Consider the following 4,842-nt stretch of genomic DNA (forward strand, 5'->3'; position numbering starts at 1 on the left):
GCCCCGGGACCGTCCGAGTCCCTCGTCGGGGCGGTGCTGCCGGGGCGTCGTCCTTTTTTCGGAACGCGGGGTGCTTTCCTGCGAGCCCCGGCGGCGTGCTGGTGAGCACGGCAGGAGGTGGAGTCCACGCTCACCATGCTCCAGTCGATCCGGTCTTCTGCGTCCGCGTCGGCCTGCACGGCCCGCAGGATTCGGTCCCAGGTGCCGTCCGCCGACCAGCGTCTGTGCCGCTCGTAGACCGTCTTCCAGCTACCGAACCGGGTTGGTAGATCCCGCCACGGGATACCCGTCCGCTGGCGGAAGAGGATCCCGTTGATGACTTTGCGGTGGCTCGTCCAACGCCCGCCCCGCTGCCCCGTCGAGGGCAGATGGGGCTTCAGACGCGCCCACTCCGCGTTCGTCAGATCACCTCGTCCCATGACCGTGAACACGGCCACCAGGACGACACCGCTCAATCAGTGATCCGCCGGACAGGGCCTAGGGAACCCCACCTCGACTCTCCTCCCGACCACCACTCAGGACGCCCTTCGCACGAGCTGTTGGTGAGTCGGTCCGGGGGCAGGCCTGCCGTCTCCTGCCTGGCCCTCATACGGGACGCACACGCTGATGCGCGCCCTGCGCCCATGGGGATGGCACCAACGATGGCTCTCGGGGGAGTCGTCCACCAAATCAGCAACTCCCCCGAGTACGTGGTCGGCTGGTTCACCAGCTCTGGCGCGGACGCGTACTTGGCCATTGCCGCCACGCTCCAGGGCAAGCGGACCCGGCTGGGGAAGCCCGGGTCCGCCGTCCGCGCCGTTGCCGCTTCCACCGCCGGCCAACTCTCTTCGTACTCGCGCCCACCCTCTGGCCTCTCTCCGGGGGTGGGGCCGTCGAGCCCTGCCTCGACCAGGCAGGGGAACCTCTCAACTAGAAACGGGGAAGCTGTCTCTTGAGACGCAGAAAAAGAGCACACCTGCCCATAGCTGCCTTGGCCGCCTGCGCGGCCTTAACCGGCGGACTGCTGCAGGCAGTGCCCGCCGCTGCCGCGCCGACACCCAACCCCGACCACAGCAATAACGCACACGCCACGCCAGTCCCTCCCGGCCGCGTGACAGATCCGGGCAAGACGCTCGGCCCCGGCTGGATGAATTCCACAGACCGAGCGGTGACCGGGGCGGCCGACACCAGCGGGTTCAAGATCCTCACCGCCGACAGCAGCCAAGCGTGCGTGTGGAAGACGGCCGCCGAACTGTCCGAGCCGGGTCTGCCGGCCGACACCTGGATCGGGAACCAGTGCGTGATGGACCGCGACCACGTCGCGGCCGTGTACGCGCACCGCGTACCTTCACGAACAAGCCGGACCTGATGCAGGGCGGCGCGTTCGCCGCCATCGTCGACACCACCGACGGGCATGTGACGAAGCTGCCCTTCACGGTGCCCCTGGCCTACTTCGACCCGTCCTGCAACACCCGGACCCATACGGCCGCGTTCACCGCCTTCCGGGACGTCAACGACCCGGCCCTGACGAAAACCCGTGTGATGACCATCGACACGGCCGGAAAGTCCCTGGGCAAGGCGGCGCTGAACGGTGAGATCACCAGCGCGGTACCGGTCGAGGAGGGGGCGGTGGCCGCGCGCGGCCACAACCTGGTGCACATCGACCGTGCGGGCAAGGTGAAGGGCCTCGCCACCGGGGACAGCGTCCCCTTCGACATCCGTCCCGCACAAGACGGGACGATCGCCTTCGTCGACCGCAAGGACACGAGGACCGCGCAGGCGAAGGTGTGGTCCGCGCACGGCGGACCGGCCCTCGTCGCCTTTGGGAAGCTGGGCGACCTGGACCTGATGCCGGGCGAGGCGGGCCGGGTCTTCCTCACCGGCCACCCCCAGGGAGCCCCGAACATCCAGGGCACCGGCGTCACCCGCATCAACGCCCCCGCCGACACGGACATCTCCACGCAGGGACGCCTCGCGGTCGAACCGGTCCTCACGCCGGGCGTCCGCGCGGGTCTGGCTCACATCAAAGGCGCGGGCAAGGGGTTCACCAGGAACGAGCCCGCCCCGCAGGACACCAGGCCGACCCCCGAGACCGCGGCCGGGGACCAGCCCGTGACCGTCACCAGCACGGCCACCGTCACCGGTGAGAAGGTCACCCAGTCGGTCGCGGACACGACGGCACCGAGCGGGAAGAACCCCAGCCCCGCTCTCCCCACTGCTGGCGGCAGCGCTGGTGAAGTCCGACGATCCGATCAAAGACTGGCCGCTCATCAACAAGTACGGCCTGTCGGTCCAGTTGTTCCACCCGAAGATCGGGGGCGCGCGCCTGTACGCGAACGCTCTCGAGCGCACGATGGCAGGCATGAGCCTGTAGCCGTCTGAGTACGGGTACTCATGCCCGACCCGGCCGCCCTGGTGGACAGTGACGGTCGGGCCGGGCGTACGACAGCGGAGAGGCAGCTGCCGATGAGAGGCGGACAAGCATGAGGGCTTTCGCGCGGCGTGCCGCCGGCTCGAAGCGCGTGTGGGGACCATTGGCGGTGGTTGTCCTGTTCGCCGTCTCGGCCTGTTCCACGACCCCAGACCGTGCCGTCAGCGACAAGCAACTGCGCAAGCTCGGCGAGAGCGGCCAGGCGGTGCAGGCCCGGGAGCGGGCGGAGCAACGGCTTCGGGGCGTGGCGCGGGCGTACGCCGACCGCACGCCCCTGTCGCTCGGCTTGGTCGTGATGCACGACGTGTGTGTGCCGGGATCGGGACCGGGCTGGTTCTTCCAGCAGAAGACCGACGACTACAAGGTCGTCTGCTCAATGAACATCACCGCCTACTACGGCGCCGACCCCAGGCACATGGGCGATACCCTCGACGGGATCCTGACCGCGGGCGACCACGCCCGTTCCGGGCCAGCCGGATCCGGAAGTTCCATCCCGTTCGCGCACGACGACCACGGAAAGAGGCTCGTCGCCTACTACCGGGGGCACGGCCCCAACCCCCAAGGTTCGCAAGCCGCAGAGCCGACCAGGCTGGCCGCCAACGGACAGACGCTGACCTGGGACACGACACACGACGGCGCCCCGCGCCGGCTGGCCCAGGAGCCCTACGCCGGCCTCGTCGACGATCCACCGGTGTCCCGCGTGGTCCGTGACCCGAACACCGCCACGGTCGCCGCCATCCGGAAACGGTACGGCCTGGTTTTCAAGCTGGAACTCCCCTACCGCGACTATTACGGGGTGCTCAAGAACGGTCGGACGCGCACGGAGCGACGTCGGTGCCGGCCGGGCACCCGGCCCGGTGTGGCGGCGCACCAGCAAGACCGGCCGGGCCTACTACGCCGAGCGTGCCGCGGTGTATGAGGCCTTGCTGCATCAGCTGGACTACAGCCTTGCTGCGGTCGGCGACCACGGCATCATTGTGATGGACGGGGACGGCACGGACGCGGCTTACCAGCGTGAGAACCGCAGGCTGAAGCTGGCCACCCGCCACATCGTTGAAGGCCCCTGGTTCATCGGCTCCCACACCAGCCCGCCGGTACAGGCCTCCGTTCTGGTCGCCTACACCGCGTACCAGACGGTTCTGCGGCATCCGGGCAAGTGATTCACCTGGACACTGGTGGCCGACGCTGCTTCCCAACGCGTACGGCCTTACGAGATCGGGTGCGGTTCCTTAGAAGGGAAGGGTTGGGGAGGGCCAGGGTCACCAGCCCTTGATCATCGAGTTGCCCTCTCGCGTTGCTCAAGCCACTCGAGGTACCAGCTGCGGAAGGTGTGACGGTTTCCGTTTGCATCGACGTACGGCTCGAAGGGCGGGTTGACCGCGCAGTCCCGGTCGCGGAGTTCCCCGCGGTGCGGGCCGACAACGATGAGCCAGCCGGTCATCCCGCATCCGTTGTCGCTGATGGGGATCGCGCCCCGCCCGCGTTCCAGGAACCAGACATCGTCGCCGGCGTCTCCGAAGACCTTGCGGTAGTCGTCCAGATAGTCGTCGTCTTCGTCACGTGTGGTGGGTTCGTACCCGGCGGCGCGAAGGGTCGCCATCTGCTGGTCGGCCCAGTCTTCCGTCTCGACGAACGGCCCACTGGGGTCCAGCAGCCAGGGATGGTCCTCGTCGTTCTCCCAGACCCATCCCCATTTCCCGTCGACTCTGCGCAACGACGTGAGTTCGAATGCCGGTCCGGGGCCACCTGCTCCTACCTCCGCCAGAAACGTGCGGTAGTCGTCGGGGAGCGCGACACCGAACTGCGCTTCGACCTCGGCGATCTCGGCGGGAGTAAGGACGGGTTCGAACGTCGGGTATCGAGACGGCCCACGGCCACGGGCTCGATGCTCGGCCTCCTCCACTGAGATGACACGTTCCCGAACTCCCGACCAGTGCACGTGCGTGTTCACGGCTCTCCTATCGACGGCGGGCACGGACATTAGTCCCTGCCGCCGACATCCGACCTCCGCCTGGGCTGTGTTCGCGGCCGCTCGTCTCTACCGTGGTGGTGGAGAAGGGGTGGCAGATCGGCTCGCTGTTCGAGGAGTTGGAAGCCCGCGAGGCAGCGGCTCGGGCTCGGGTGGAAGAGCTGGAAGCCGAGCTTGCTGAGCTGTCCGGGAAGCTGGAGCTGGCCCGTAACCTGGACGACACTGTCGGACCGAGCCGGCCACACCTACACCTTCCACCACCACCGCATGGACGGCCGTTTCACCGTCCGCGTCCACACCGGCATCGGCCGCGACTCCCGCCACGACGTCTACCAGGACCGCCGCGCCTACATTTGGAACAACAACTCAGCTTGATCTTTAACCTGTGCGGCGGGGTCGTGGGTTCGTTGACTTCTTCGTTCGCTGCTTCCCGGCGCTTGGTTTGGAGACTGTGTGCACGTCG

Annotated in this window: 5 protein-coding genes and 2 pseudogenes; 5 read left to right on the forward strand and 2 right to left on the reverse strand. The window is 68.0% G+C overall.

Features of this window, described 5'->3' with window-relative positions; all coding sequences use genetic code 11:
• Nucleotides 1–419 (reverse strand): annotated as a pseudogene (locus tag ACIRC0_RS39570) (IS5 family transposase); the annotation flags it as partial.
• Nucleotides 420–1,126: 707 nt separating this feature from the next.
• Between ACIRC0_RS39570 and ACIRC0_RS39575 the strand changes: the two are divergent.
• The 4 genes from ACIRC0_RS39575 (at nucleotide 1,127) to ACIRC0_RS39590 (ending at nucleotide 3,570) form a co-directional block, all read left to right on the forward strand.
• Nucleotides 1,127–1,348 (forward strand): hypothetical protein, encoded by a 222-nt coding sequence (locus tag ACIRC0_RS39575; protein ID WP_403626967.1) that lies wholly within the window; start codon nucleotides 1,127–1,129, stop codon nucleotides 1,346–1,348.
• Nucleotides 1,348–2,361, forward strand: a complete 1,014-nt coding sequence (locus ACIRC0_RS39580; protein WP_403626969.1) for a hypothetical protein — start codon at nucleotides 1,348–1,350, stop codon at nucleotides 2,359–2,361. Before ACIRC0_RS39575 ends, ACIRC0_RS39580 begins: the two co-directional genes overlap by 1 nt.
• A 101-nt stretch (nucleotides 2,362–2,462) precedes the next feature.
• Nucleotides 2,463–3,329 (forward strand): hypothetical protein, encoded by an 867-nt coding sequence (locus ACIRC0_RS39585; RefSeq protein ID WP_403626971.1) that lies wholly within the window; start codon nucleotides 2,463–2,465, stop codon nucleotides 3,327–3,329.
• A complete protein-coding gene (locus ACIRC0_RS39590) occupies nucleotides 3,322–3,570 on the forward strand; it encodes a DUF3800 domain-containing protein (protein ID WP_403626974.1) in 249 nt (82 codons plus the stop codon). The genes ACIRC0_RS39585 and ACIRC0_RS39590 overlap by 8 nt, the downstream gene beginning before the upstream one ends.
• Before the next feature lie 113 nt (nucleotides 3,571–3,683).
• Here ACIRC0_RS39590 and ACIRC0_RS39595 read toward each other — a convergent pair whose 3' ends face one another.
• The gene (locus ACIRC0_RS39595; RefSeq protein WP_403626977.1) at nucleotides 3,684–4,385 is read right to left on the reverse strand and encodes an SMI1/KNR4 family protein; all 702 of its coding nucleotides are present in this window, start codon (nucleotides 4,383–4,385) and stop codon (nucleotides 3,684–3,686) included.
• 213 nt (nucleotides 4,386–4,598) lie between these two features.
• Here ACIRC0_RS39595 and ACIRC0_RS39600 point away from each other — a divergent pair.
• A pseudogene (locus tag ACIRC0_RS39600) lies at nucleotides 4,599–4,748 on the forward strand (lamin tail domain-containing protein); the annotation flags it as partial.
• Nucleotides 4,749–4,842 lie beyond the last annotated feature (94 nt).

This window comes from Streptomyces sp. NPDC093984 (genome assembly GCF_044764595.1).
Classification (GTDB): Bacteria; Actinomycetota; Actinomycetes; order Streptomycetales; family Streptomycetaceae; genus Streptomyces; species Streptomyces cynarae.

Coding starts and splice junctions, on each gene's coding strand:
- ACIRC0_RS39575 (WP_403626967.1), top strand. CDS start 1,127: ATGAATTCCACAGACCGAGCGGTGACCGGGGCGGCCGACACCAGCGGG.
- ACIRC0_RS39580 (WP_403626969.1), top strand. CDS start 1,348: ATGCAGGGCGGCGCGTTCGCCGCCATCGTCGACACCACCGACGGGCAT.
- ACIRC0_RS39585 (WP_403626971.1), top strand. CDS start 2,463: ATGAGGGCTTTCGCGCGGCGTGCCGCCGGCTCGAAGCGCGTGTGGGGA.